This is a genomic window from Actinoallomurus iriomotensis (genome assembly GCF_030269445.1).
Lineage (GTDB): Bacteria > Actinomycetota > Actinomycetes > Streptosporangiales > Streptosporangiaceae > Actinoallomurus > Actinoallomurus iriomotensis.
Window position 1 is genome coordinate 58,779 of the sequence record NZ_BSTJ01000016.1, and the last position, 24,535, is coordinate 83,313.

The window sequence follows — 24,535 nt, forward strand, 5'->3', positions numbered from 1 at the left end:
GATCGTCCGTCGGCGCGGCTGAGCTGTGGCTGCAAGAGGCCGACCGGGCCAGGTCCGGTTGGACGCTCCGAAGGGCGCCGCCTGGGCTTCAGCAGTCCCAGGTGACCGGTGCGTGTGCGCCTGAGTTGAAGGACACCGAGCCGCTGCCGCCGCCGAGGCAGATGATGTCGCGACGGGTGACCGTGACGTACGCGGTCTGTCCGGCCGTGAGTGTGCCGCTGCCACTGGCGCTGACGTTCGGGCTGGTGCCCGTCACGCTCCACTCGGCCGGGCCGCCGTTCGCGGTCACCGTGGCCGAGCAGCGGTCGCCGTCGTTCATCCGGCAGCCCGACACCGACAGTGTGCCGGGCCGCTGCGGGGGTGGCGGAGGCGGCGTCGGCGAACGCCGGGGCGGCGTGGGTGCCGGGGTCCTGCTCGGCCTGGCGACAGCCGTGCTGTTGTCCTTGCTCCCGCCGCCGTCACCGCTCGTACGGCTGGGGCTGGGAATCGCGGAGTCGGAGGGCGACGCCCCGCCGGGGGCGGCGCTTCCAGGGCTTTCCGACGCGCCGATGGCCTGCTCGCCGTCGACATCACTCTGTCCGGAGCCCGGTCGCACCAGGAGGATCCCGCCGACGATGAGGAGGCAGCAGGCGACGATGGCGGGTACGAGCCCTGGCGTCGAGCGCCTGCGTCGCTGCGGCTCGGGACCGGGTTCACCGTCGGCCGGTGGCTCGGCGCGCAGCGCGATCGTGTGGCGGAGGTTCGCGGACTCCGAGGCGACGGCGGTGTTCAGCACGTGGGCACGCAAGGCGGCCGGGAGGGCGGCCGTCGGCATCTCATCCAACAGCCGCGCGGTTGCGACCTTGCGGTTGCCGTGCGCGCTGCAGGTCCGGCAGTTCGCGATGTGCCGGGCGATACTGCCGTACGCGTCGGCGTCGAGCGGTTCGTCGATCGAGCCGGCCATCTCGGCGACGCTCGGGCACTCCTTCCGGCCGGTCGCCGCCACGACCACCGCGGTGAACGCGTGGTCCAGGTCCTGACGCGCCTGCGCGACGCGTACGGACGCCTCGTGCGGCAGTACGGACAGGATCTCGGCGAGCTCGTGGGAGTCGAGTTCGTGGCGGAGCGAGAGGTCGAGCGCCTCGCGCTGGGATCCGTCCAGTACGAGCAGCGCCGTGTGCACCAGTCGGCGGATCGCGTCGTCGCCGCCGAAGCCGTCCGCCTCGGCCGCCGGCCGCCGGTGGGCCGGCAGGTCGTCCTGCGCCCGCCGGCGCAGGCATTCGCGGCGGGTCACGGCGTACAGCCAGCCGCGGAAGAGCCGCACGTCCGGCAGGTCCCCGATGCGCTCCTGTACGGTGATCAGCGCGTCGTGCAAGGCGAGCCCGGCGGCCTCCTCGTCACGCAGGAGGACGTGGCAGTAGTCGAAGAGCCGTGGCGCGTAGGCGTCGTAGATCTCTGGCAGGGCGGTCATCTCTCCCGCCCACAGCGACTGCGCGAGCCGCTCGTCCTCGGCCCTGTCGATACTCGGCCAGCCCGGCACGTGGTCCTCCTGACGGATCTCAGGGCTCGCAGGAGTGTTCCGACGCCCCAAGGGGAACTCTGGTTTACAGGCTACTGTCCCAATTTGGCCGACTCTGAGGCGACTGTCCAACCAGGCCGCATGACGGGCCAGGGCTCCAGACGCCGGGGCGGAGCGCGGCTCCGCCGGCCGAGCAGGAGAAACCGCCGCCCAGGACCACGATCTCCGGATCCCGTGACCCGGATGAACACGGACTCGCGGCGTCGCGGCACGCGCGAGCGGCTGTCTATGCTACGGGCACTATGGCGGAGGCAACGGTAGGTGCCCATCTGGTGCGTCTCGTCCTGGACGCGGCGCTGAGCTGTGGTCTGTCCCGGCCCGAACTCGCGCTGGTCCACGGGCTCCCCGGTGACCTGCCGGGCGACGATCTGCTGCGGCTGCCGACCGACACGCTGGCCCGGCTCTGGGAACGCCTGCTCGAAGCCGACACCAGGCCCGGGACCGGCGCGCGGCTCGCGCAGGCGGCCCCGCTGGGCGCCCTCGGCGTCTGGGACTACGTGATCGTGAACAGCCGGACCGTCGCGGAGGCCTTCCGTAACGGCGTCGAACACCGCAAGGTGATCTCCGACCCGGGCACGCGGGCCGAGGTGATCGAGGACGGCCGGACGCTGACGCTCCGCTGGCAGGGTGCGATCAACCAGACCGCGGCCGCGGCGGCCAACCATGAGTTCGTCCTGTCCCGCCACCTCTGGTACGTCCGCACCGCCACCGGCCGCGCCGTCACACCGGTACGTGTGGAGTTCGCCAACCCCGCGCCGCGCCGCCACCGCGATCTCGTCGAGCTGTTCGGCACGGACCGGGTGGACTTCGGTGCGCGGGACAACGAGATCAGCTTCCGCGTCGAAGACGCCGAGCGGCCGCTGCCCGGTGCGGACCTGCGCCTGGGAGGGATCCTGCGCCGCAACGCCGAGCTCATGGCGGCCGCCGCCCGCCCGGCTCCGGGATGGCTGGACCAGGTCCGGTCCGCGATCGCCGACGCCATGGCCGAGGGGGAGCTCTCCCAGCACGTGGTCGGCCGCAGGCTCATGGTGAGCCCGCGCACGCTCCAGCGCCGGCTGGAGGAGGAGGGGACGGGCTGGCGGGAAGAGGTGGACGCGGTCCGGCGTGAGCTGGCCGAACTTCTCCTGCGGGACAAGCGGCACACCATGCAGTCGGTCGCCGCGCGGCTGGCGTACGCCGATGCGCGCGCGCTGCGCAAGGCGATGCGCCGCTGGAGCGCTGTCGCCTGAGGACCGCTTCGTGGCGGATGAGGACCTGGGGCCGGACCGGCCCGCCCGCCTAGCGTTACGGCCATGAGAAAGACCATCGCATCGATCATCATCTCCCTCGACGGCGTGGTGGAGGCCCCGTACAAGTGGTCCCTGCCCACCCCCGACGACAGCGTCGAGGAGTACGCGCTCGCGCAGCTGAAGGCGTGCGACGCCCTGCTGCTGGGCCGCGAGACCTACGAGGGCTTCGCGCAGGCATGGCCGAACATCACCGATGAGCGCGGATTCGCCGAACGGATGAACGCCTATCCCAAGTACGTCGTCTCCACCACGCTGACCGAGCCGGCCTGGAACGCCGAGGTGATCAGCGACGTCGCCGAGGTCGCCAAGCTGAAAGAGCAGCCGGGCAAGGACATCCTGATCTACGGCAGCGGTGAGCTCGTCAACAGTCTGATCAAGCACGAACTGCTCGACGAGCTCAGGCTGTTGATCAATCCGGTCGTGGCGGGGAGCGGCAAACGGCTGTTCCCCGACGACGGTGAGCTCAAGCACTGGCGCCTGCGCGAGACGAAGGCCTTCGACCTAGGTGTCGTGCTCCTCGCCTACGAGCGGACGACCTGACCGCTCCCGGAGGGCCCTGCGGTCGATCTTGCCGGTCGGCCCGTACGGCATCTCCGGGAGCACCTCGAGCCGCTCGGGCCGCCGGTAGTCGGCGAGCCGCGCGTCCAGTGCCGAACGGACCTCCCGGATCACCGCGTCGGCGTCCGCGCCCGACCTGAGGGTGACGTACGCGTGCATCCGATCGCCGCGCTCGGCGTCCCGCAGGCCGAGTGCGGCGGCCGCGCCGATGGCGGGATGGGCGAGCAGCACGTTCTCGATCTCCGCCGGGGCGACGAGGATCCCCCTCACCTTCACCATGTCGTCGGTGCGGCCGTACAACCAGACATATCCGTCGGCGTCCAGGTGCGCCCAGTCGCCGGTGAGCGTGTACCCCCGGTGCACGGCCGCCCGCTGCTGCTCGGGGTCGATCAGGCGGACGCCGGTCGGCCCGCGCACGCCCAGCCGGCCGGGGGTGCCGGGCCCGCACGGGTCGCCGGCGGCGTCGAACACCGCCGCGTCGTATCGCGGCAGCGGTACCCCGACCGAGCCCGGCCGGTCTCCCAGCGGCGTGGCCCCGGTGACGAGCCACAGATGCTCGGTCACGCCGAGCGCGTTGCGCAGCACACTGCCCGTACGCTCGTGCCAGCGGCGGGCGACGGTCGGCGAGAGCGCCTCGGCGCAGCTGTAATAGGCACGCTCCCCGCCGGGAGGCGCTTCGGCTGCGCGGTAGGAGCCGGGGTCGGACAGCACGATCCGGGCGTCGCGGTCCTCCACCGCGGCGAAGAACTCGGCGACGTCGTCGAAGTGACGGGCGAGGGCGGTCGCGCCGTACCTCAGCGGCATCATGCACAGGCCCACCAGAGCGTAGGGAAACGTCATCGGCCGGTTCGAGGCGATGAGCGTGCCGGGACGCACGCCCATCAGGTCCCGCCGCGCCGGGTGGGTCAGGTACGCGAGGTCACGGTGGAAGTGCATGGTCGCCTTGGGGACGCCCGTGGTCCCCGAGGAGAAGGCGAGGAGGGCCACGTCGTCGGCGGCCGTCGCGACGGTGTCGAAGGCGTCCGGTCGCCGGGAGGCCCGGCGGTGCAGATCATCCGGGTAGGTGAGGATCGGAACGGCGGCGGTGATGTCCGCGTCCGCCGCGTCGCACAGGACGAACGACGCCTCGCAGATGTCCACGATCTGTGCGATCTCGGCGGAGCGCAGCCGCGCGGACACCGGCACGACCACCCCGCCGGCCTTCAGGACGCCGTGGAGCCAGACCGCGAACCACGGACCGTTGCGGCCACGGAGCAGCACGCGCTGTCCGGGCCGCAGCGCGAGGTCCTCGGCGAGGATCCGGGCGGAACGGTTCACCCGGGCGGCGAACTCCGCGTACGTCCATTCGCCCGCGTCCGTGATCAGCGCGGTCCGGTCCGGATACGCCGCCGCCGGCCCGTCGACGAACAGCGTGGTCGCGTTGAAGTCGCCGCCCCACGGGCCCGGCAGGCGGAGATCCGGCCAGGGATCGACCGCGAGGATCCGGTCCCTGGTGAAGGTGTCCACGTGCCGCGTGGGGCTCAGCTCGGGCACGGATGCCTCACGGGCGTACGGCCAGGTGGCGCGCGAGGTGGTCGACGACCTCGCGCGCGTCGTCCTCGATGCCGTAGATGAAGGTGGACTTGCGGCGCCGCAGCACCGGCAGGCCGAGCGCGTACAGGCCCGGGCTGTCGACCACGCCGCCCTCGTGGCGCAGCCGGCCCTTCTCGTCGACCACGGGCACGTCGAGCCACCCGTAGTCGGGCCGGAACCCGGTCGCCCACACGATCGCGGCGATCTCTCCACCGCGCAGGTCGAGCCGCAGCCGCGTCGACTCGGGCACGCGTGTCGGCGCGAAGCGTTCGGGCGGGGCGACCTCGGCGTCACGGCCGTGCGTCCGCGCCCACTCGTCGAAGGTGTCCAGCAGGCGGTTCATCTTCAGGTCCGCGAGTGAGAACACGTTGCGGAGGCCGCCGGAGAACAGCGCGCGCCCGTCGCGTACGGCCGCCCAGCGGCCCACCGGCTCGACGCCCATCGACATGAGCGCGTTGAGGTCGAGCGTCGTCCGCTCGGGAGCGCCGACGAGCTGCGGCGAAGGCAGCCGCCGGGCCCGCGTGAGGTCGTCCACCTCGTCGTACCGCTGGTCCCACAGCCCCGAGGCGTCCATCCACCACAGCACGTCGCGTCCGCGGTACGTGCGCGGCAGCCGCACCTGCTCGCCCGCGGAGAGGGTCACCGGCCGGCCCGACCGCCTCAGCTCGGCCGCCAGCTGCACGCCGGTCGCCGACGCTCCCACGACCAGCACGCCGCCGTCGGGCAGCCCGTCGGGGCCGCGGTAGTCGAACGGCGTCAGCTGCTCGACGGACGCCGGCACCGCGTCGCCGAACGGCGGCACCGTGGGACGGTTGCAGGCGCCGCTCGCGATGACCACCGTCCGGCAGCGGATCTCGCCGCCGCTCGTCGTCACGTGGTATCCGTCGCCGGCACGCCGCACCGACGTGACGTCGACGCCGGTACGGACGGGAGCGTCCGAGACCTTGGCGAAGCGCTCGATGAACTCGATGACCTCCCCCATGGTCATGTAGCCGTCGGGGTCCGGGCCATCGTAACGGTGGCCCGGCAGGCGGCTCTGCCAGTTGGGGGTGAGCAGGCGCAGCGAGTCCCAGCGTTCGCGCCGCCAGGAGTTCGCGACCTCGCCGCGCTCCAGGACGACGTGGTCGATCGACCGGTCGCCGAGGAAGTGGCTCGCGGCGAGGCCCGCGTGCCCCGCGCCGATGACGACTGTCGTGACGCGTTCGATGGCTCGGCCCCTCAGGCGACTTCGACGGTGACGTCGGTCGGGTTCGTCAGGGCGTCGAACACGGCGGAGCGCTTCTGGGACTGGGCCACCAGCGCCTCGATGTCCTGCCGCGACGCGTCCGCGTCGATGGTGAACGTCACCTTGATGTCGTTGAACCCGTTGCGGACGTCGCTGTCGACACCGAGGATGCCGCGGATGTCGTGCGCGCCCTCGACCGTCGCCTCGACCGAGCGCAGCTGGATGCCGCGGTTCTGCGCGACGGACGCCACGCCCGCCGTCAGGCAGCTCGCCAGGCCGACGAGGAGGTATTCGATCGGCGTGATGCCGTTGTCCTCCGCCGCGAAGACCTCGGGGTGGTCCGCGTCGAAGACCGCCTCGGTCTTGTGGCTCTGCTCCTGGCCGAGGCCGAAGAAGTTCTGGATCGTCGTCCTGCTGTGGACCCCGTTCTGCCATGTCGAGGACGCCCGCCAGGTGAACTGCGCGGCCTCGGGCGCGCCCTTCAGCGCTTCACGCGCGTCGAGCAGTGCCTGCACGTTGACTCCGTTGACGACCGTGGTCATGGTGTGTGACGCCTCTCTCGCTCCCCGTATTCCTACCGGAATGCTTGACAATACACCGGAGAAGCCGGGCACCATAGCCCCCATGGCGAAGCCTGTCTCGACACTCGCGGCCGGCTCGGCCGGCACGGTCGAAACGCGATACCTCGACCTGCCGGAGCCGGTGCGGCTCGACTGCGGGCGGGAGCTGCACCCGGTCCGCGTGGCGTACGAGACGTACGGCGTCCTGTCGCCCGAGCGCGACAACGTCATCCTGGTGTGCCACGCGCTGAGCGGCGACGCCCACGCGGCGGGCTTCGCCAAGGCACCGCCGGAAGAGAGCACGCGCGACGGGTTCGGCGCCGAGGACCGCGACGGCACGGCCGGCCGGGGCCTCGGCTGGTGGGACGGGATGATCGGCCCCGGGAAGGCGTTCGACACCGACCGCTTCTTCGTCGTCTCCACGAACCTGCTCGGCGGCTGCCGCGGCACGACGGGACCGTCGTCGATCGACCCGGCGACCGGCCGTCCGTACGGCGCCGACTTCCCCGTCCTGACGGTCGCGGACATGGTGCGGACCGAGCGCGCGTTCCTGGACGCGCTCGGCATCGACCGCCTCGCGGCGGTGGCCGGCGGTTCGCTCGGCGGGATGCAGGCGCTGGAGTGGGCGATCCGCTACCCCGGCCAGGTCGACGCCGTCGTCGCGATCGCCAGTACGCACGCCCTCCATCCGCAGGGCGTGGCCTGGAACGCGATCGCCCGCGACGCCATCATGCGCGACCCGGCGTGGCAGGGCGGCCACTACCACGGCACGGGCCGCGCGCCCGACGCCGGCATGGGGGTGGCGCGGATGGTCGGCCACATCACGTACCTGTCCGCGCCGGCGCTGGAGGAGAAGTTCGGGCGGCGGCTGCAGTTCGCCGACGACCTGCGCTACACGATCACCGAGCCGGAGTTCGAGGTCGAGAGCTACCTGCGCCACCAGGCCGAGTCGTTCGTCAAGCGCTTCGACGCCAACACCTATCTCTACACCTCACGCGCGCTCACGTACTTCGACCTCGCGCGGCAGCACGGCGGCGGATCGCTCACGCGGGCGCTCGAAGGCGTCTCGGCGCGGACGCTGCTGATCGCCTTCAGCTCCGACTGGCTGTACCCGCCGTCCGCGTCGAGGGAGATCGAGGAGGCACTGCGCACGCTCGGCAGGCCGGTCGAGTTCCATGAGATCGAGGCGCCGTACGGCCACGACTGCTTCCTCCTCGAGGAGGCACGGCAGACGCCCATCATCCGCCGGTTCCTGAATGTAGGCGGGACCGTATGACGTCGAGGAAGATGACCTGGTGACCCACGACCCATCCCGCGCCGAAGAGGCGCGCGCGTTCGGATTCGAGACACGGCAGCTGCACGCCGGGCAACGGCCCGACCCGAACACCGGCGCGCGTGCGGTGCCGATCTTCCAGACGACCAGCTACGTGTTCGAGGACCCCGAGTCCGCGGCGGCGTACTTCAACCTGCAGGAGTACGGCAACACCTACTCGCGCATCATGAACCCGACCGTCGCGGTCTTCGAGGAGCGGGTGGCCAACCTCGAGGGCGGCTCCGGCGCGGTGGCGTTCGCCAGCGGGATCGCGGCGCAGGCGGCCGCGCTCTTCACGCTGCTGCAGCCGGGCGACCACGTCGTCTCGTCCTCGGCGCTCTACGGCGGCACGGTGAACCAGCTCAAGCACCTGCTGCGCAAGATGAACGTGGAGCTGACGTGGGTCGATCCCGACGACCCGGAGGCGTGGCGGAAGGCGGTCCGCGCGAACACCAAGGCGTTCTTCGGCGAGACGATCGGCAACCCCGCCGGGAACGTCCTGGACATCGAGACCCTGGCGGCCATCGCGCACGAGCACGAGCTGCCGCTGGTCGTCGACAACACGTTCGCGACGCCGTACCTGTGCCGCCCGATCGAGTGGGGCGCCGACATCGTGATCCACTCGGCGACCAAGTTCATCGGCGGTCACGGCACGAGCATCGGCGGCGTCGTCGTCGAGGCCGGCACGTTCAACTGGTCCAACGGGCGGTTTCCCGTGGTCGCGGACCCGTCGCCGGCCTACCACGGCCTGCGCTTCCACGAGACGTTCGGGACGTACGGCTACCTGATGAAACTCCGGGCCGAGACGCTGCGCGACCTCGGCGGTGCGCTGTCGCCGTTCAACGCCTTCCTGTTCCTGCAGGGGCTCGAGACGCTGTCGCTGCGGATGGAACGCCACGTCGAGAACGCGCGGGCGGTCGCGGAGTTCCTCGAGTCGCACGAGCTGGCGTCGAACGTCACCTACCCGGGCCTGCCGGGGAGCAGGTACCGGCCGCTCGTGGAGAAGTACCTGCCGCGCGGCGCGGGCGCGGTGTTCTCCTTCGACTGCGCCGGCGGCCGGGCCGGCGGGCAGGGCCTCATCGGCGGCGTGACGCTCTGGTCGCACCTGGCGAACGTCGGGGACGCGAAGAGCCTGGTCATTCACCCCGCCAGCACGACGCACCGCCAGCTGAGCGACGAGGAGCTGCGGGCGGCCGGCGTCGGTCCGGGTACGGTGCGGCTGTCGGTCGGCACCGAGTCCGTCGACGACCTGATCTGGGACCTGGAGCAGGGTTTCGCGCACGTCGCCCTTGCGGCGGAATCGGCAGCGGGAGGGAAGGTGGCGAAGTCATGACCGATCCGACGCGATACCAGGACCCGCTGACGATCCAGCGCGTGCTCCACACCGCCGGGACGATCGCGATCGTGGGCCTGTCGAGCAACGAACTGCGGGCCAGCCACTTCGTCGGCTACTACCTCAAGCGGCACGGCTACCGCGTGATCCCGGTGAATCCCCGCGAGACGGAGATCCTCGGGGAGAGGTCCTACGCGAGCCTGCTGGACGTGCCCGTGCCGGTGGACGTCGTGAACGTCTTCCGCGCGCCGGACGCCCTGCCGGCGATCGCGCGGGAGGCCGTGGAGATCCACGCCGGTGCGCTCTGGTGCCAGTTCGGCGTGATCAACGAGGAGGGCGCGCGCATCGCCGAGGACGGCGGCGTGACGGTGGTCATGGACCGCTGCCTGAAGATCGAGCACGCGCGCTACGTGGGCCGGATGCACTGGCTGGGCTTCAACACGCAGCGCATCACGTCCGTCCGCGCCGGGCTCCAGTAGCTCCGGCACCCTTCCACCGGATAACCACTTGCCGAGGTATTACCTACTTAAATAGCATGAAAACCATGCTTTTCGGTCCGCTGCCACCGGCGACGTCAAGGCCTCGCCGGCCCGGGGTGCCGCCCCTGCGTGAGGTGCGGCTGACCATCCGGCGCGTGATCGACTACGCCCAGGTCGCAAGCTGCCTCTGTTGTCGATGAGAACGGCACGGCGTCACTCCTGACGACGCCGTGCCGCCCCTCGCGTGTCCGACCCACGCGATCCCCCCTCATCGATGAACCCCCGGAGGTTGTCATGTCCGAATCCCCCACAGCCGGCGACCCGGTGGAAGAGCCCCGCCTGCCCGAACGCCGGTCCGGTGGCGGGCGACGCGTCACCTGGATCGTCTCGGCCGTGGTCGTCGCCGTCATCGTCGTCGTCGCGATCGTCGTCGGCGTCACCGGCGGATCCAGCGACGCGAAGACGGTGCACGTCGGCGTCGCCGACGCGTCCGAGCCGTACTGGAAGACGTTCGCGGCGCTGGCGAAGAAGCGGCTGAACGTCACGGTGACGTACGTCAACTTCAACGACTACAGCCAGCCGAACCCCGCGCTGAAGGAGAAGCAGCTCGACCTCAACGAGTTCCAGCACATCCAGTACCTGGCGAACTACAACGTCACCGCGCACGACGACCTGCAGCCCATCGGCGCGACCGCGGTCTACCCGCTGCCGCTGTACTCGCTGAAGTACCGCACGCCGGACGCGCTGCCGGACGGGGCCAAGGTCGCCGTCCCGAACGACGCGATCAACGAGGCGCGCGGGCTGCTGGTGTTGCAGGCCGCCAAGCTCGTGACGCTGAAGAACGGCGGCACGGCGTTCTCAAGCGTCTCCGACATCACGTCGCACCGGGTCGACGTGGTCACCCTCGACGCGTCGCAGACCGCACGGGCCGTGCTGACCGGTTCGGCCGCCGCGGCGATCGTCAACAACAACTACGCGACGAACGCGAAGCTGCCGAAGACGAACGCGATCTTCCAGGACGACCCGGCGAGCCCGATCGCCGCCCCGTACGTGAACATCTTCGTCGCCCGCGCCGCGGACAAGGACGACCCGACGTACCTGAAAGTGGCCGCGCTGTACCACGACCCCTCGGTGGAGAAGGGCGTGCAGGCCTCCAACGGTGGCACCGCGGTGTTCCGCGACGTTCCGGCGGCGACGTTGCAACAGGAGCTGAAGACCGTCGAGGCCCAGGCCCGGGCGGCCGGGAATTAGAGAGGGGACGGGTGGCCCGGGACCGCACGGTGCCGGGCCACCGCCGCGATGATGTCCGTCACCACCAGCGACGCCGAGCCCTCCGGCTCGGCCGCCGAAGCGTACGTGCGCTTCGAGCACGTGACCAAGCGCTTCCCGGCGAACGGCCGGCGCGGCGCGCCCCTGACCGCCCTGCGCGACGTGAGCCTCGAGATCGCCCGCGGCGAGGTCTTCGGCGTCATCGGGCACTCCGGCGCCGGCAAGAGCACCCTGGTACGGCTGATCAACGGGCTGGAGACGCCGTCGGAGGGGCGGGTCCACGTCGGGCCGCACGAGCTCACGGCCCTGTCCGAACGCGAACGCCGCGGCGTACGGCGCGACATCGGCATGATCTTCCAGCAGTTCAACCTGTTCCAGTCGCGCACCGTCGCGGGCAACGTCGCGTACCCGCTCAAGGTCGCGGGTGTCGAGCGAGCCGAACGCGACCGCAGGGTGGCGCGGCTGCTGGACTTCGTGGGGCTGCTCGACCGCGCCCACGACCATCCGGAGCAGTTGTCCGGCGGGCAGAAGCAGCGGGTGGGGATCGCCCGCGCCCTGGCGACGGAGCCCTCGCTGCTGCTCGCCGACGAGGCCACGAGCGCGCTCGACCCGGAGACGACGGGCGACGTGCTCGCTCTGCTCCGGCGGGTCAACCGTGAGCTGGGCGTCACGATCGTCATCATCACCCATGAGCTGGACGTCATCCGCGCCATCGCGGACCGGGTGGTGGTGCTGGACGACGGCGAGCTCGTCGAGTCCGGGAGCGTGTACGAGGTCTTCGCGCATCCGCGCACCGAGGCGGCCGCCCGTTTCGTCGGCACGACGCTGCGCGATCGGCCGTCGGCCGCGACGCTCGCGCGGCTGCGGCGCACGCACTCCGGCCGTCTCGTCACCGTCCGGGTGCGTGACCGCAGCGGCTTGCAGAGCGCGCTGGCCGGCACGTTCCTGCGCCATGAGGTCGCGGCGGAGATCGTCTTCGGCGGCATCAGCGAGCTGCAGGACCGGCCGGTCGGGAGCCTCACCTTCGAGCTGACCGGCCCACCGGGCGCCGTGGACGCGTCGCTGGCGGCACTGCGGGCCGACGGCGTCGAGCTGGTGGAAGAGGACTGAGATGCACGAGTTCATCGCCAACCTGCCGGTCTTCCGCGAGGCGATCGGGCAGACCTTCTACATCGTGCTCATCTCCGTGGTGGCCGGCGGTGTGCTCGGCCTGGCCATCGGCCTCGTCCTGTACGCGACCCGGCCGGGCAACCTGATGGCCAACCGGCCCGTGTACGTCGTCGCCAACATCCTCGTCAACGTCGTACGGCCGATCCCGTTCGTCATCTTCCTCACCGCGATCCAGCCGCTGATGCTGCACACCATCGGCACCACGATCGGCACGAACGCGGTCACCTTCGCGCTGTCGCTGTCCGCGGCGTTCGCGGTCAGCCGCATCGTCGAGCAGAACCTGCTGACGGTGAGCCCCGGCGTGATCGAGGCGGCGCGCGCGGCCGGGGCCCGGCCGGTGAGCATCATCGTCACGGTGCTCATCCCGGAGGCACTCGGCCCGATCGTCCTCGGCTACACGTTCATCTTCGTCGCGGTCGTCGACATGTCCGCCCAGGCCGGGCTGTTCGGCGGCGGCGGCCTCGGCGACTTCGCCATCACGTACGGGTCGCAGCGGTACAACTGGCCGATCGTCTACATCACCGTCGCCACGATCATCGTCATCGTCCAGGCGGGCCAGTTCCTGGGCAACCGGCTCGCCCGCCGCGCGCTACGCCGCTGACCCGAGCGGTCCGTGAGTCATGTGACGCGGGCGCGGAGGCGCCGGAGCATACGGGCGTCGTCGAAACCCACCTCGCGGGCCGCGGCCTCCATCGTCGTTCCGTGGTCGATCAGGTGCTGGGCGCGTTCCAGCCGGAGCGTCTGCTGGTACCGCAGGGGCGTCAGCCCGCCCGTGGCGCGGCTGAACAGCCGCGTCAGGGTGCGTTCGCTGACGCCCGCACGGGCGGCCAGGTACGCCAGCGGCAACGGCTCGGCGAGGCGGTCGTCGATGAGGTCCTGGGTGCGGTGGACGGTGTCGTCCACGTGCGAGCGATGCCGCAGCATGGCGCTCTCCTGCGGCTCGTGGCCGTTGCGGCGAGCGTAGATGACCATGTCCCTCGCCACCCGGGCGGCGAACGCCGGGCCGTGCCGGACGGCCAGCAGGTGCAGCGCCAGGTCGATGCCGCTGGCGATCCCCGCCGAGGTCATCACGCCGTCGTCGGTGGTGAACAGCACGTCCCGCACCACCGTCGCGCGGGGATACCGGGCCGCCAGCTCGTCCTGGTGCTGATGGTGTGTCGTGCACCGGCGCCCGTCCAGCAGACCGGCCCGGCCCAGGGCGTCCGCCCCCGCGCAGACACTGGCGACGGTCCCCCCGGCGGCGTGGTGAGCGCGCAGGCGCTCCACGCAGGCCGGGCTCGGCCCCGGTCCCTCGCGCAGCGTGGCCGCCCGCCAGCCCGGCACCACGATCAGGTCGTCGGCGCCCAGGACAGGCCACCGGACGTCCGCGGTCAGCGGCAGGCCCTGGGCGCTGGGGACCTGCTCCCGTTCGGCCACATAGCCGAGCCGGTAAGGCTGCCCGAAGTGCGCCGCCGTATCGAACACCTGGGCCGGGCCCGCCAGGTCGAGCAGGTGGACCCCTGGCAGCAGGACGAACACGACATGCCTCACGCCATCATGCTCCCAGCTCGGCCACCGTGGCGATCCGGGCGAACCGATCGCGCAGCACCGTCTCCGTACGCTCGATGATCTCCTGGGCGGTGAGCCCGCCGAGCGGGTTGGTCGTGGTGGCATCGGTGACGAAGACGACCCGGTACCCGAGGTCGCTGCCGACCCGGGCGGTCGTCTCCACGCACTGCTCGGTGCGGATGCCGCACAGCATCAGCTCCCGGACGCCGGCCTCGGTCAGCAACTGCTGCAGGTTCGTGGTGGTGAAGGCGTTGTGCGACGTCTTGTGGAGCACCGGCTCGCCGGGCTCAGGCCGCTCCAGCTCCTCCAGCAGCCGCACGTGGCCTTGCGCCGGGTCGAACACGCCCTGGCTGCCGGGCTCCGTGTGGAGCACCCAGACCACCAGGTCACCGCTCGCGCGGGCGAGACGGACCAGTCGGTTGACCGGCTCCGCGATCTTCGGATCGGCGATCCGGGCCCACTCCGAGCGGGCCCGGAAGGACTCTTGGACATCCACCACGACAAGCGCTCGATTCATGCTTCCACTCTGACGAGGGGAGGCACTGGAGCGGCAGGCCCGATCCGGACGTAGGGCGGAACGATCCGGTCAGCGCCGGACGCCGGCACGCCGGAAGAGAGGAGGAACGTTCCGCTAAGGTGCGCAGCGGCCTGTCCGAGATGATCACGGAGGTGACCGTGCGGCGCCCGATGTTCTCTGACGAGCGGATCGAGTGGCCCGGCGGCACCGCGGTCACCGGTACCGGCGCTCCCCTTCGTGTCGCCTGATGTCGGGGTTCAGCGTCACACCTGAGATCTGGTTGGGCGCGGGACGAGGCGTCGCCGACGTCTCGGAGGACCTGGCGCACGGAGTGGACACGTTCTCCCGGGCGATGGCCGGACGGCCCTTCGGGCGGGACGATCTCGGGCGGAGTCTGTACGAGGGCGACCGGCGCTCACCCGGGTTCGTCGGGTTGCGCGACGACCTGCTGACCGATCTGACCGCCGCCGTGAACCTGCTGCGGGGAATGGGAGCCGGGCTGGTCGACGCCGGCGGCCGCTACGTCGAGGCGGACGGCGTGATCGTCGATGGGCTGGGCGTCCAGCGGCGCCCGGCGCCGCCGTCGCCCGGCACACCGGTCTCCCTGCGGGAGTACCGGCCGCCGGAGGGGCCCGAGGACCTGCCGTCGACGGTGCCCGCCCCGGGAGTCGTCCGCGCGGCGAGATGGTTCTTCGAGGCGGTGGGACTCGGCTACGCGTGGCCGGACGGCGACCTCGGCGGGATGGCGACGATGCGGGACGCCGCGACGGCGATGGCGGCCGTGGTCGATCGGGCGGCCGTGGACGTCGCCGCGCACGCCGGGCGGGTGACGGGCAGCGGAGACGGGGCCGCCACGGACGCGTTCGGGTCGGCCGCGCGGGTCGTGCACGGCGAGGACGGCCTCCTGGAGGAGCTGAAGGGCCGCTGCGACCGGCTCGCCGGGTACTGCCGGACGTCGGCCGGCGCGACCGTCAAGGCGCGGTGGCACTTCGTGGCCTCGGCGACGTTCGTGGTGTCCCTGGTCGCGGCCGCGAGCGTCCTCGGTCCGCTGTCGGAGACGGTGCTGGCGCCGTTGATCCGGCTGGAGGGCCTGGCCCTGCGGATCATCCTGCTGACGATCCGCGAGGCGGCGCTCGGCGCCGCGTTCACCGGCGGCCTGGACGTCATCGACCAGCTGTTCCGCATCGGTACGGTCGAACCGGCCGAGCTGGCCCGGGCACTGTGGCAGGGATCGATCGCCGGCGGCCTGATGGGCGGCGCGCACGCGAGCCTGCCCGCGCTGCTGCGCCGGGCACCCGCGCTGACCGCCCTGGCCGACGCCGTGGAGTCTCCGGCGTGGAAGGGCATCGCGCCCCGTTTCGTCGTCGGAGGCGCCGTGGCGACCGTCGCGACGGCGGCCGCCGGACGGGCGAGCGGCGACGGCTGGGGGTGGAGGCACGCGGCCGAGAACGGGTTCGGCATGGCCTTCGTCGGCGCCGGCGTCGAAGCGGTGCACAGGACGCTCGGCCGGAACCGCGAGGGCGCCGACCTGGCGGCGGACGCGCCCGCACCCGCGGACAGGATCGGGCCGTACTGGCTGAACAGCCCCGGGAAGAGACGGCAGGACATCAGGCTGGCCATGGCGCTCGGTCCGGTCGCCGGCGTGCCGGTCGCCGCCGGAGCGGCGGTGAAGTTCCTCGAAGACCGCAAGACGCCGTTCTTCTCGCAGTGGAGAGTCGGCAAGGACGGCGTGCCGTTCCGCATCCACAAGCTCCGCACGATGAGCAGCTCCAAGAGCACGGACGCCAGCCTGGGTTCCGGCGACCCGCGGGCCACCAGGGTCGGCAAGGTGCTCCGCAAGTTCACCATCGACGAGCTGCCCCAGCTGGTGAACATCGCCAAGGGGGAGATGTCGCTCGTCGGGCCGCGCCCGCTGCTGGCGGGCGACATCGAGACCATGGCCCGCGTCCTGGGCCCCGACCGGTTCCGGGAGTGGTACGCGGCCTATACGGGCAGCCGGCCCGGCCTGATCAGCATGTTCGGCAACGAGAGCGTCCATCTCGCCCCCCAGACCGACGCCTACCTGCTCCGCCGGGCCGAACTGGACATCGAGTACTTCCACAACGCCAGCCCCGAACTCGATCGGAAGATCGTGAAGGCGACGTTGAACGTCGGCCTGACGTTCGTCGGGCACCGCCCGCCCGCGTCCGAGGCCCACCCCGTACGGGCCGACGCCGATCACGCCCCTCCCCCGGCGGAGGCGGACCGGCCGGACGGCGCACGGCGGAGCTCCATCCCCGGCGGTCGCGTCTTCGCCGGGCATCCCGAGACGCACGATGACACGTCCGCGCGTGCGACGCCGGAGAGCGACGCCGTGAGCACACCGCACCACGGCGTCTCCCCGGACGGAGACGTCGTCACCGGCCTGCCCGCCGACGTCAAGAGATGGTGGGACGCGCTCACGCCGGATCGGCGGCAGTCGTTCCTCCACGGGCACGCAGCCCGCATCGGCGCCCTGGACGGCATACCCGTCGTCGTCAGGGACCGGGCGAACCGCGCGGTCCTCTCCGAGCAGGAGATCCGCCTGGTCGAGGAACGCGACCGCGTCCTGGCCTCGGGGCGGCCGGGCGAGGCCGCGCGGCTACGGGACCTGGAGGACCGGCTGGGCGGCCTCCGCGCCGTACGGGACCGGCTGGCGATGCAGCCGAGCGTCGACCATCCGCGGCCGTACCTGCTGGCGCTCGACACCGAGGGCACCGGACGGGTCGTCATCGCGTTCGGGAATCCCGACACCGCCGCGAACGTCGCGACCTATGTTCCGGGCGCGAAGGCGCGGCTCGGCAACGCCGAGGCGCACATCCGCGTGGCCGACGCGATCGCGCGTTCCGCGTGGCGGGCGGGTTCGTCGTCGACCGCCGTGATCGCCTGGGCCGGTTACCCGGCTCCGCGCACGCTCGTCAACGCGATGAGCCGCCGGTTCGCGGACGCCGCGGCGCCCCGGCTCCACCGGTTCCAGGACGGCCTGCGCGTCACCCACCAGGGGCCGCGTTCGCACCACACGGTGATCGGATACAGCTACGGAAGCGTGGTCATCGGGCATGCCGCGCGGGACGGGGTCCTGAACGCCGACGACGTCGTGTTCACCGCCGCCCCAGGTGTGGGAGCCGCCCACGCCGGCCGGCTCCACCTGGCCGCCGTGCCCCCGGGCGACACGGGCTACTACGTCCACGCCACGATCGCCCGGTGGGACTTCATCCGGGCCCTCGGCCTCCACGGTCCGCAACCGGCGGGCCGCCGCTTCGGGGCCACGACGTTCCGGTCGGCCCCGGGCACGCGGGGCCCCTGGTACCTCGGCGGACTGAGCCGGGAGGCACACCGTGAGTACTGGACGAGCGACACTCCCACGCTGGCCCGGATCGGGGAGATCGTCGCCGGCCGGCACCGCGCGGACGCGAATACTACCGGTGTAGTACGTCTGCGGTAGTGTCGAGCGATGCGTACCCGAGCCGCCGACACCGCACCGCCGGTCCGCGCGCCGGCGCTCGCCCGGGCGGGGACGATCACGGTCGCGGTCGCCGCCGTGCTGCTGGTGGCGCTGTTCACCGCCGTCGTGGTCCGGCACGGCCGGCCGTTCTCCCCCGACCTGTCACTGCATCGCTGGAGCGTCGCCCATCGTCCCGGCGCGGCCAGGGCGGCGGCGGCCGCTCTCACCGCCACCGGCGTCGGCGTGGTGCCGTACCTGCTCGCGCTGGTCGCCGGGGCGCTGACCAGGCGCGGCACGCGCGAGCGGGCGCTGGCCGCCGCCGCGGCGATGCTGACCCTGCTGGTCGTCCAGCTCGCGCGGTTCGGGTTGGCCACCGCCATCGGCCGCGGACGGCCTCCGGCGGCCGACTGGGCCGTCCACGCCTCCGGGTTCGCCTTTCCCTCCGGTCACACGGTGACCTCGGCGACGGCGGCCGGGCTGCTCATCTGGGCGCTGTGCCGCCACCACGGCGGCCGGCCCCGAACGGTCGCGGTGTGCCTTCTCGCGTTGTGGGCGGCGGCCGTCGGGCTCACCCGGATCTATCTCGGGGTGCACTGGCCGACCGACGTGGCCGGTGGATGGCTGCTGACGGTCGTGCTGTTCGGCCTGGCGGCGCTGGTCGTCCCGCGCCTGCCGGCCGTACGGCCCCGCGACCGGGAGCCCAGGGCCCGTACCTGAGCACGCCCCTGCCGCTCACCAGGCGACGGTCCGGCCGAGGTAGTCCAGGTAACGCAGGCCGGGACGGCCGCGTTGGGCGTCGATGGTCGTGACGAGGCCGGGGATGCTCTCGCCGATGGTGAGGCGGGCGTCCGGGCCGCCGAGTTCGGTCCTGACCCAGCCGGGCGCCATGAGCAGCAGCGTCCGGCCGTCGTCGCGGTGACGAGCGGCGTAGCCGCGCATGAGCTGGTTGAGGGCGGATTTGCTGGCCCGGTAGATCTCGAAGCCACCGCGCTCGTTGTTGGCGATGCTGCCCTGGCCGGAGGACATGATCGCGATGGTGCCGTCCGGGCCGACGAGCCCGCCGAGCGTTTCGATGACCCGCATCGGGCTCAGCGCGTTGGTGACCATCAGGCGGGTGAACTCCTCGGTCGTGACGTCCGCGGTGGTCTCCTCCGGGCGGTTGGTGACGCCCGCGTTCACGAAGAGCAGGTCGAACGTCCGGGCACCGAGCCGGTCGCGGAGGGCCTGAACCTGTTCGGGCGCGTTGATGTCGACGTGTTCGATCTCCAGCCGCCCGCCGGCGGTGTCCCGCAGCTCGTGCAGCGCGGTGCGCCCGGTACCGCGGACCGTGGCGACGACGCGCGATCCGCGGTCGACGTACTCCGCGGCGATCGCGTGGCCCAGGCCGCGAGAGGCGCCGATCAGGAGCACGGTGGCGTTCTTCGAGCTCATGAGCGTCCCTGGAGTCGTGCCGTCTGGTCGTCCGCCGCGGATGAGGGCAGGCGGTAGAGCGACTCGGCGTTGGCGTGAGCGATCTTCCGCCGGTCCTCGGGGTCGGGAAGCGTCCGCAGGAAGCCGGTGACGGCCGCGGCGTCGAGCCGGTGGAAGGGATAGTCGCCGGAGAGCAGGATGCGATCGACGCTCGTGAAGTCCAGCGCGTGGCGGAGCAGACGCGGGAACAGCATGCCGCTGGTCGTGATGTGGATGTTGGTCGCGAAGTACTCGGCGACGCGCCGTTCAAGGTGGGTCGCGATGGTGGAGAGGCTGTCGACCCGGTCGAGCGCGAACAGCAGCATCTCGCCCCAGTGCCCCAGAACGAGCTGCAGGTCCGGGTGGCGGTCGAAGACGCCACGCAGGATGAGGCGGAGCGCCGCGGTGCCCGCCTCGAGGTGCCATCCCCAGCCGAAGGTGGCCAGGGCGAGGTCGAGGGTCGCGTCGAATCCCCGGTAGGACGCCTCGCGGACCGCGTCCGGGGGAATCTGGGGATGGAGGAAGACCGGCCGGCGCAGGGCGGCGGCGGCCGCGAGCAGATCGTCGTAGGCGGGGTCGTCCAGCGGGCGCTCGCCGCTGCGGCCGTAGGACATGATCCCCACGTGACCGGGGTCGTTCGCGGTCCGCTCGAGCTCGGCCACCGCCGCGTCCGGGTCCGACATCGGCAACGTCGTCATCGCCCGCAGACGGGTCGGGTGGCGACCGGTCGCCTCGCTCATGCGGTCGTTGGCGTCCCGGCTCAGCTCGATCGCCTCACCGGCCGGGAGTCCGTGGGTCCCCGGCGGGGCGAGCGAGAGGATCTGAACGTCGACGCCCGCCGCGTCCATCGCCGCCACCCGCTGCTCACCGATGTCGAACAGCCGCGCGGGAATGTCCCCCCGGTCGTTCAGGGCCACGCTCTCGTCTCTCGTGCCCGCCGGCCGGGCTCGCAGCGCCCGGTCGATCCCCTCGGTGGTCCAGTGCTCCTCGATGGTGACGACTCTCATCGCGCTCCTTTGGCTCATGTTCTGTTGAGCGAGCCTAGCACTTTCACTCAACGACTGTAGAGTGAGAGGCGTGGATGAACCAAAGACGCGCGCGGCCAGACGCGCCGCCACCGCACAGCGGATCCTCGAGGCCGCTCAGACCGAGTTCGGCGAACACGGACTCGAGGGGGCGACCGTCCGCTCGATCGCGCAACGAGCCGGGGTCGATCCCTCTCTCGTCATTCAGCACTACGGCTCGAAGAACGACCTCTTCGCCATCGCGATCCGGCTGCCCCGGGAGAGCACCGGCGACGACGTCGCCGGACACCTCTTCGACGTCCTCGATGTCCGCCTGGGCGAGCTCCCGCCCGAGACCCGCGCCCTCGTCCGGTCGATGCTCACCGCGCCGGAGGCGACCGAGGCGATGCGCGACTTCCTCAACGAGCGGGTCGCGAACCTCGCGCGCGCCGGCGGTGGCGACGACGCCGACCTGCGGGCGGCGCTGACCGTGAGCAGCATCCTCGGGCTCACGATCGCGCGGCATTTCCTCCGGCTCGACGCGCTCGCCGAGATCTCCGGGCCGCAGATCGAGACGACCGTCCGTCCGTGGCTCACCGCGGCCCTCGACGAGGACGTCAGGCCCGCCCGCTGATCAGGCGGACCGCAGGATCGCGATCATGGCGGCGTCGTCGCCCAGGCGTCCCCGGACGTGGGCGGTGAGGTCGTCGCGCAGGCGCGCGATCAGGCCTCCGGGGTCGGTGCGCGGCCAGCCGGCGACGCGTTCGGCCAACGGGTAGAAACGGCCGCCGGCGTCGCGGGCCTCGATCACCCCGTCGGTGTAGAGCAGGAGCAGGTCGCCCGGTGCGAACGGGAAGGAATCGGCCTTCCCCCCGGTACGGGCCAGGCCGCCCAGGCCGAGCGGGAGGGCGGGCTCGCGGGCCGCCAGTTCGACGACGCGGTCGCCGCTGAGCAGCAGCGGCGCCGGGTGTCCCCGGTTGATGATGTGCACGATCGGCTCGTCGTCGGGGATGTCCACGGCCACGGCCGTGACGAAGCACTCCTCGGCGTCGGTTCCGTCCGTGTCCTGCTTGGCGGGCTCGAAGCAGGCGGCGTTGTCCAGGAAGTCGAGGAGTTCCGGCAGCGCGGCCTGCTGGTGGGCGGCCGCGCGGAAGGCCCCGGCCACCAGGGCGGACGTGTCGATGGCGGCCAGGCCGTTGCCCCGGACGTCGCCGACGATCACGCGCGTTCCGGATCGGATCCGGGCGGCCGCGTACAGGTCGCCGCCGATCTGCGCCTCCTGCTCGGCGGTGATGTAGACCGACGCGATGCGCAGCGGGCCGATGCGCTCCGGCAGCGGGCGCATCAGCGCGTGCTGGGCGATCTCGGCCACCTCCCGGACCTTCGTCAGCTGGCGCCGGTGCCGTTCCCGGACGGTGGCGAAGAACACGATCAGGGCCGAGACCACCGCGAGGGCGACGATGTGCGTCTCGTTCTCCATGGTCCCGGCCCCGCGCTCGATCAGTACGGTGACCAGCTCACCGGCGACGGCGACGACCGCGATCAGGGCGACCAGGCCGGGTCCGGCGAAGGCCGCCGTAATCGCGGGGGCCACGATGAGCAGCGGCCCCAAGTGGATGCCGGGACCGATCGCGACGTCGGTCACGACGATCACGACGATCACGACGAGCGGGATCACCAGCAGGGCGGGACCCGGGCGCCACGACCGCCGGAGAGCCGCGTACCAGGTAAGACGCATCTTCTCTGCCTACCTCATGGGCCGAGGCGCCAAGCCGCCGGGAGGCACCCGACGGCGGAACGCGCACCACACCGGCCACAGGGACGCCGTGGCGTCACGTCACCGTCGGCGCGCCGGACGGCACTTTACGTTCGCCGGACTCCGCGATTACATTTCGCATTGGCCCCACGACTTTTGGTAGTGACCGAGCGCGATGCCGGCCCGGCATCCCGCGGCGACCCGGAGGTCCCCATGGAGCACATGGTTCTCATCGCCGTCGACGAGCGACCGGACGGGGACTCCGCCGTCGCCGAGCAGTTGCGCCGCCTCCGTACGGCGATGGACGGGCACGGGGTGCAGGTCCGCTGGACCCACCGGAGCACGGACGCGCTAGCGGTGATCCGGTCGGACGCCACGCTGACGGCGGTGCTGGCCGCGTGGGACGCGGCCGGCGCGGAGGAGATCATGACGGCGGTGACCAAGCGGTTTCACCGGCTGCCGGTCTTCCTGTTGACGACCGGGCACGAGCCGCGCGACGTTCCGCTGTGGGTGCACGAGGTGATCCAGGGCTACGTCTTCCCGCTCGAGGACACTCCCGGCTTCATCGCCGGGCGCATCGCGCATGCGGCCGAGCAGTACGCCGAACAGATGCTCCCGCCGTTCTTCGAGGCGCTGCGCCGCCTGGAGGACAGCCACCGCTACTCCTGGCACACGCCCGCCCACGCCGGGGGTGTCGCGTTCCTCAAGTCGCCGGTGGGCCGGGCGTTCTTCGACTACTACGGCGAGCGCCTGCTGCGCACGGACCTGTCCATCTCCGTGCCCGAGCTGGGTTCGCCCCTGGAGCACACCGGCCCGATCGGCGACGCCGAACGCAACGCCGCCCGCGTCTTCGGCGCCGAGCGGACGTTCTTCGTGGTGAACGGCAACTCCACCGCCAACCGCGTCGTCGGCCACCACGCCATCGCCCGCGACGACTTAGTGCTGGTCGACCGCAACTGCCACAAGTCCATCCAGCACTCCCTCACCATCACCGGCGCCCGGCCCGTCTACCTGGTGCCCGAGCGCAACGGCCTCGGCCTGGCCGGGCCGATCCCCGCCCATGCCCTCTCCGCGGCCGCCGTACGCCGCAGGCTGGCGGACCATCCGTTCGCCGACGGGGCGGCCGGGCCCGACCCCACCTACGCGGTGATCACCAATTCGACCTACGACGGGCTGTGCTACGACGCGGTCGGCGTCGCCGGTCTGCTGGGCGCGTCGGCGCCGCGCGTCCACTTCGACGAGGCGTGGTTCGCCTACGCCCGGTTCAACCCGTTGTACGAGGGCCGGTACGGCATGGCGGTGGACGAGCGTACCCTGCCCGGCCCGGACCGCCCGACGGTCTTCGCCACGCAGTCGACGCACAAGCTGCTGGCCGCGCTGTCCCAGTCGTCGATGCTGCACGTACGCTCGTCGCCGCGCGCGCCGGTGGACCACGACCGGCTCAACGAGACGTTCCTGATGCACGCCAGCACCTCGCCGCTCTACCCCATGATCGCCTCGCTGGACGTCGCGGCGGCGATGATGGACGGGCCGGCGGGCGCGTTCCTCACCGGCGAGGCGATCGTCGAGGCGGTCCGCTTCCAACAGGCGATGGCCCGGCTGGCCGTCCGCATCCGCCGGGACGGCACCCGCCCGGACTGGTTCTTCGGCGTCTGGCAACCACCGCACGTGACCGATCCCGGTACGGGCGAGACGGTCGCGTTCGAGGACGCGGATCCGGAGCTGCTGGCCACCCGGCCCGGCTGCTGGACGCTCGAACCCGGTGCCGCCTGGCACGGGTTCGACGGGCTCGACGACGGCCACTGCATGCTCGACCCGATCAAGGTGACGATCACCTGTCCCGGCGCCGACGCGGCGGGCGGCACCACGGAATGGGGCGTGCCCGCCCGCGTCGTGGCCGCCTACCTGGAACGTCGCGGCATCGTGGTGGAGAAGACCGGCGACTACACCCTGCTCGTGCTGTTCTCGCTCGGCATCACCAAGGGCAAGTGGGGCACGCTCATCGACGCGCTGATCGACTTCAAGAAGGCCTACGACGACCGTCTTCCGCTGGCGGAGGTGCTGCCCGGGTTCGGCCCGTCCGGTGTGACGCTGCGCGGGCTCTGCGCGCGGGTCCACGGCAGCATCCACGACTCCCGGCGCGGTGTGCTGCTCGACCAGGTCTTCACCGACCTGCCCGAGCCGCGCCTGACGCCGGCCGACTGCTACCAGGCGCTGATCCGGTCCAGGACGGAGCGGGTGCCGCTGCGCGACCTGGCCGGCCGTGTCTCCGCCGCGACCGTCGTCGTCACCCCGCCGGGCATCCCCATGCTGACGCCCGGCGAGTCGACCGGCCCGGACGACGGTCCCCTGATGCGCTACCTGCACGCCCTGGAGGACTTCGACCGCGCGTTCCCCTACCTCGCCACCGACATCCACGGCGCCCACCGCGACGACGACGGCCGCTACTGGATCGAGTGCGTCACCACGTGAC

At 71.9% G+C, this 24,535-nt stretch carries 21 protein-coding genes; 12 read left to right on the plus strand and 9 right to left on the minus strand.

Translation table 11 applies throughout. From position 1 onward, the window contains the following. Window positions 1-88 precede the first annotated feature (88 nt). Window positions 89-1,519 carry an RNA polymerase sigma factor gene (locus QSK37_RS45045; RefSeq protein WP_285634268.1) on the minus strand — a complete coding sequence of 477 codons (1,431 nt, stop codon included), beginning with the start codon at window positions 1,517-1,519 and terminating at the stop codon, window positions 89-91. A gap of 311 nt (window positions 1,520-1,830) precedes the next feature. On the opposite strand from QSK37_RS45045, the gene QSK37_RS45050 reads away from it, so the two are divergent. Then, entirely contained in the window at window positions 1,831-2,787 is a 957-nt protein-coding gene (locus tag QSK37_RS45050; RefSeq protein WP_285634271.1) for an AraC family transcriptional regulator, read from the plus strand. A gap of 63 nt (window positions 2,788-2,850) precedes the next feature. Next, complete coding sequence (locus QSK37_RS45055; RefSeq protein WP_285634273.1) at window positions 2,851-3,387, plus strand: dihydrofolate reductase family protein; 537 nt, start codon at window positions 2,851-2,853, stop codon at window positions 3,385-3,387. On the opposite strand, the gene QSK37_RS45060 is transcribed toward QSK37_RS45055, so the two are convergent. Genes QSK37_RS45060 through QSK37_RS45070 form a run of 3 tightly spaced genes read right to left on the minus strand, consistent with a single transcriptional unit; the run spans window position 3,349 to window position 6,744 of the window. After that, window positions 3,349-4,938, minus strand: coding sequence for an AMP-binding protein (locus QSK37_RS45060; protein ID WP_285634276.1), 1,590 nt, complete (start codon window positions 4,936-4,938; stop codon window positions 3,349-3,351). The genes QSK37_RS45055 and QSK37_RS45060 overlap by 39 nt on opposite strands. Window positions 4,939-4,945: 7 nt before the next feature. Then, window positions 4,946-6,199: an NAD(P)-binding domain-containing protein gene (locus QSK37_RS45065; protein ID WP_285634727.1), complete on the minus strand. Its 1,254-nt coding sequence runs from the start codon at window positions 6,197-6,199 to the stop codon at window positions 4,946-4,948. Next, the gene (locus QSK37_RS45070) at window positions 6,196-6,744 is read right to left on the minus strand and encodes an OsmC family protein (protein WP_285634279.1); all 549 of its coding nucleotides are present in this window, start codon (window positions 6,742-6,744) and stop codon (window positions 6,196-6,198) included. Before QSK37_RS45070 ends, QSK37_RS45065 begins: the two co-directional genes overlap by 4 nt. An 82-nt stretch (window positions 6,745-6,826) precedes the next feature. Between QSK37_RS45070 and metX the strand changes: the two genes are divergently transcribed. From metX to QSK37_RS45100, 6 genes are all read left to right on the plus strand, one after another. After that, a complete protein-coding gene (gene metX, locus QSK37_RS45075) occupies window positions 6,827-8,038 on the plus strand; it encodes a homoserine O-acetyltransferase MetX (protein WP_285634282.1) in 1,212 nt (403 codons plus the stop codon). 19 nt (window positions 8,039-8,057) lie between these two features. Then, window positions 8,058-9,407 carry an O-acetylhomoserine aminocarboxypropyltransferase/cysteine synthase family protein gene (locus QSK37_RS45080; protein WP_285634284.1) on the plus strand — a complete coding sequence of 450 codons (1,350 nt, stop codon included), beginning with the start codon at window positions 8,058-8,060 and terminating at the stop codon, window positions 9,405-9,407. Continuing rightward, a complete protein-coding gene (locus tag QSK37_RS45085) occupies window positions 9,404-9,886 on the plus strand; it encodes a CoA-binding protein (RefSeq protein ID WP_285584216.1) in 483 nt (160 codons plus the stop codon). The genes QSK37_RS45080 and QSK37_RS45085 overlap by 4 nt, the downstream gene beginning before the upstream one ends. Before the next feature lie 294 nt (window positions 9,887-10,180). Continuing rightward, window positions 10,181-11,137, plus strand: coding sequence for a MetQ/NlpA family ABC transporter substrate-binding protein (locus QSK37_RS45090; RefSeq protein ID WP_285634287.1), 957 nt, complete (start codon window positions 10,181-10,183; stop codon window positions 11,135-11,137). 51 nt (window positions 11,138-11,188) lie between these two features. After that, a complete protein-coding gene (locus QSK37_RS45095; protein WP_285634290.1) occupies window positions 11,189-12,265 on the plus strand; it encodes a methionine ABC transporter ATP-binding protein in 1,077 nt (358 codons plus the stop codon). Window position 12,266: 1 nt separating this feature from the next. Further along, window positions 12,267-12,926 carry a methionine ABC transporter permease gene (locus QSK37_RS45100; protein ID WP_285634292.1) on the plus strand — a complete coding sequence of 220 codons (660 nt, stop codon included), beginning with the start codon at window positions 12,267-12,269 and terminating at the stop codon, window positions 12,924-12,926. Between the two features lie 17 nt (window positions 12,927-12,943). Here QSK37_RS45100 and QSK37_RS45105 read toward each other — a convergent pair whose 3' ends face one another. Both QSK37_RS45105 and QSK37_RS45110 read right to left on the minus strand, forming a co-directional pair. Further along, a complete protein-coding gene (locus tag QSK37_RS45105) occupies window positions 12,944-13,855 on the minus strand; it encodes a GlxA family transcriptional regulator (RefSeq protein ID WP_285634295.1) in 912 nt (303 codons plus the stop codon). Window positions 13,856-13,859: 4 nt separating this feature from the next. After that, complete coding sequence (locus QSK37_RS45110; RefSeq protein ID WP_285634298.1) at window positions 13,860-14,390, minus strand: cysteine hydrolase family protein; 531 nt, start codon at window positions 14,388-14,390, stop codon at window positions 13,860-13,862. A gap of 247 nt (window positions 14,391-14,637) precedes the next feature. Between QSK37_RS45110 and QSK37_RS45115 the strand changes: the two genes are divergently transcribed. Both QSK37_RS45115 and QSK37_RS45120 read left to right on the plus strand, forming a co-directional pair. Beyond that, window positions 14,638-17,853: a sugar transferase gene (locus QSK37_RS45115; RefSeq protein ID WP_285634301.1), complete on the plus strand. Its 3,216-nt coding sequence runs from the start codon at window positions 14,638-14,640 to the stop codon at window positions 17,851-17,853. A 9-nt stretch (window positions 17,854-17,862) separates the two neighbouring features. Then, window positions 17,863-18,570 carry a phosphatase PAP2 family protein gene (locus QSK37_RS45120; RefSeq protein ID WP_285634304.1) on the plus strand — a complete coding sequence of 236 codons (708 nt, stop codon included), beginning with the start codon at window positions 17,863-17,865 and terminating at the stop codon, window positions 18,568-18,570. A gap of 15 nt (window positions 18,571-18,585) precedes the next feature. Here QSK37_RS45120 and QSK37_RS45125 read toward each other — a convergent pair whose 3' ends face one another. Together QSK37_RS45125 and QSK37_RS45130 are read right to left on the minus strand one after the other, a co-directional pair. Continuing rightward, a complete protein-coding gene (locus QSK37_RS45125) occupies window positions 18,586-19,284 on the minus strand; it encodes an SDR family NAD(P)-dependent oxidoreductase (RefSeq protein ID WP_285634307.1) in 699 nt (232 codons plus the stop codon). Continuing rightward, complete coding sequence (locus QSK37_RS45130; protein WP_285634310.1) at window positions 19,281-20,309, minus strand: amidohydrolase family protein; 1,029 nt, start codon at window positions 20,307-20,309, stop codon at window positions 19,281-19,283. Before QSK37_RS45130 ends, QSK37_RS45125 begins: the two co-directional genes overlap by 4 nt. Window positions 20,310-20,379: 70 nt before the next feature. On the opposite strand from QSK37_RS45130, the gene QSK37_RS45135 reads away from it, so the two are divergent. Further along, entirely contained in the window at window positions 20,380-20,940 is a 561-nt protein-coding gene (locus QSK37_RS45135; RefSeq protein WP_285634313.1) for a TetR/AcrR family transcriptional regulator, read from the plus strand. On the opposite strand, the gene QSK37_RS45140 is transcribed toward QSK37_RS45135, so the two are convergent. Beyond that, window positions 20,941-22,044, minus strand: a complete 1,104-nt coding sequence (locus QSK37_RS45140; protein WP_285634316.1) for a PP2C family protein-serine/threonine phosphatase — start codon at window positions 22,042-22,044, stop codon at window positions 20,941-20,943. Window positions 22,045-22,275: 231 nt separating this feature from the next. Between QSK37_RS45140 and QSK37_RS45145 the strand changes: the two genes are divergently transcribed. Continuing rightward, on the plus strand, window positions 22,276-24,534 hold the full coding sequence (locus QSK37_RS45145; protein WP_285634319.1) for an Orn/Lys/Arg family decarboxylase: 2,259 nt from the start codon (window positions 22,276-22,278) through the stop codon (window positions 24,532-24,534). Window position 24,535 lies beyond the last annotated feature (1 nt).